Here is a 1,639-nt window from a genome sequence, read left to right as displayed (position 1 = left end):
TTCTAATCTAATCCCTCACACTCCCAAGCGGCAATAGTTAATAATCCGCTCAAAAATCTCAAATTATTGCTCATACTCAACATACATCTTCCATAAGGGAGAAACATTTTTGCCAATCTTTCTAGCGCTGGATCGTACTATGTCTGCACAAATGCTTCTCCCCTACTCCATCTCTCGGAGTTAAAAATTTTTACGTCCCAAAACCCTTACCTTCTTTCTTTTTAACCTTAGACTTTGAATTCGATTTATTAACTTCCGCTACGGCTTCTTCAAACAGATTGTGTAAATGTAAAGGGACGCTGGCAATTTCTGGTAACTCAGGTTCCAGCGGTTTATTAAATTCCTGAAGCACAGAATCTAAATCGGTTGTCAGATTAAAATTAGGACGACCCAAAATTGTTTGCAATGCCTTTTCTAACTGGCGTGGATACTGTTGGGCCAAATGATGCCACACGAAGACATTAATTGTAGGTTCTTCCAAATAGTAGCGAACCAATTTTTCTGCATTAGGAATACTCTGCCAGTCTTCTGCTTCCAGAATTTGCTTGAACTTAGTGTAGGTTGGTAGCAACATTTGTCCCCAGCGAGTATGAGCCAGAACAGTCACCTGTTCGGCTTTTTTCAGATTGTCAGGTAACTCAACTTTAGGCGTTACCATTTTGCTGTTTCCCTTACTGCCAAATAGCTGAGCGACTGTTTTTGAGTCAGCACCCGCTTCTTCTGCCGCAGCTTTAATTTCTGCTTGTGAAATGCCAGCTTCATCAGCTATTTCTTCCAGAGATTTCGATTCATTAATGCCTGCTTCTGCCAGTCGTCGTTTAGTTATTACTTCTTGAAATTCAGTCAGCTTTTTGTTAAGCTGATACCCAGGTATAGTGACTTCATTGCTCCCAAAAAAATCAATAAAATCCTGGTGATATTGCTCGACAGACTGCCAGGCTTGCTCAAGCAAATCTGGCGCATCCCTGTAAAGATGTTTCTTGTGATTTTGCTTAAAGTTACCAATTGCTACTGCCAATTTAGGTTTGCCTAAATTACCCATTGGCAAACAAGGCCCAGAAAACATCCAGTAGCTATCGGTAACCGGAGAAATCCGGGTCAGTAAAATTTCACCTTGTTTAAAAGAAGCCATTTCCTCTTGCGTGCGAGTATCATTTGGCTTCACTATGTAATGTTTGGCTGTGAGCCAGTTCATTAGCTCAAAGCCATCTGGTAAAATTTGATTAACGGCAAATAAACCAAGAAAGCTGTGTCGCCAGTTGTTGAGGAGAGTGCGATCGCTTTGAGATAATTCTGGCTGACTTTCCAAAAACAAATCCAGCGGCGTCTTATCCCCGACTTTCCCCTCACATAAAAAACTATCAATCAGCAGCTTTTTCTCGAAAGCCGCATCATAGCGATTATTTTGAGATTTTGCATTAGCGGCGAAGTAAGACTCCAGCGCAACTGCCAATTCCCCTTCAGCGTCAAGGACAAAATCAATTAAATCCTGTTTAAGTTGACGCGATCGATCTAATATGGCATCCACAAGCTCACCTCTGATTCCACTCTTCTAGGGTAATCGACACTAAGGTCAACAATGAAAAATTTGCTCTAAATATATCTGCCGACTCAATTTGACAATTTATTCCCAACGATG

At 41.1% G+C, this 1,639-nt stretch carries 1 protein-coding gene; it reads right to left on the bottom strand.

What is annotated here, in order from left to right:
* Positions 1 to 190: 190 nt before the first annotated feature.
* Positions 191 to 1,528 (bottom strand): hypothetical protein, encoded by a 1,338-nt coding sequence (locus tag H6S82_RS32125; protein WP_190475302.1) that lies wholly within the window; start codon positions 1,526 to 1,528, stop codon positions 191 to 193.
* Positions 1,529 to 1,639: the final 111 nt, after the last annotated feature.

Source organism: Planktothrix sp. FACHB-1355, assembly GCF_014748295.1.
GTDB classification, from domain to species: domain Bacteria; phylum Cyanobacteriota; class Cyanobacteriia; order Cyanobacteriales; family Aerosakkonemataceae; genus Aerosakkonema; species Aerosakkonema funiforme_A.
This window is presented reverse-complemented; position numbering and strand designations above follow the sequence as displayed.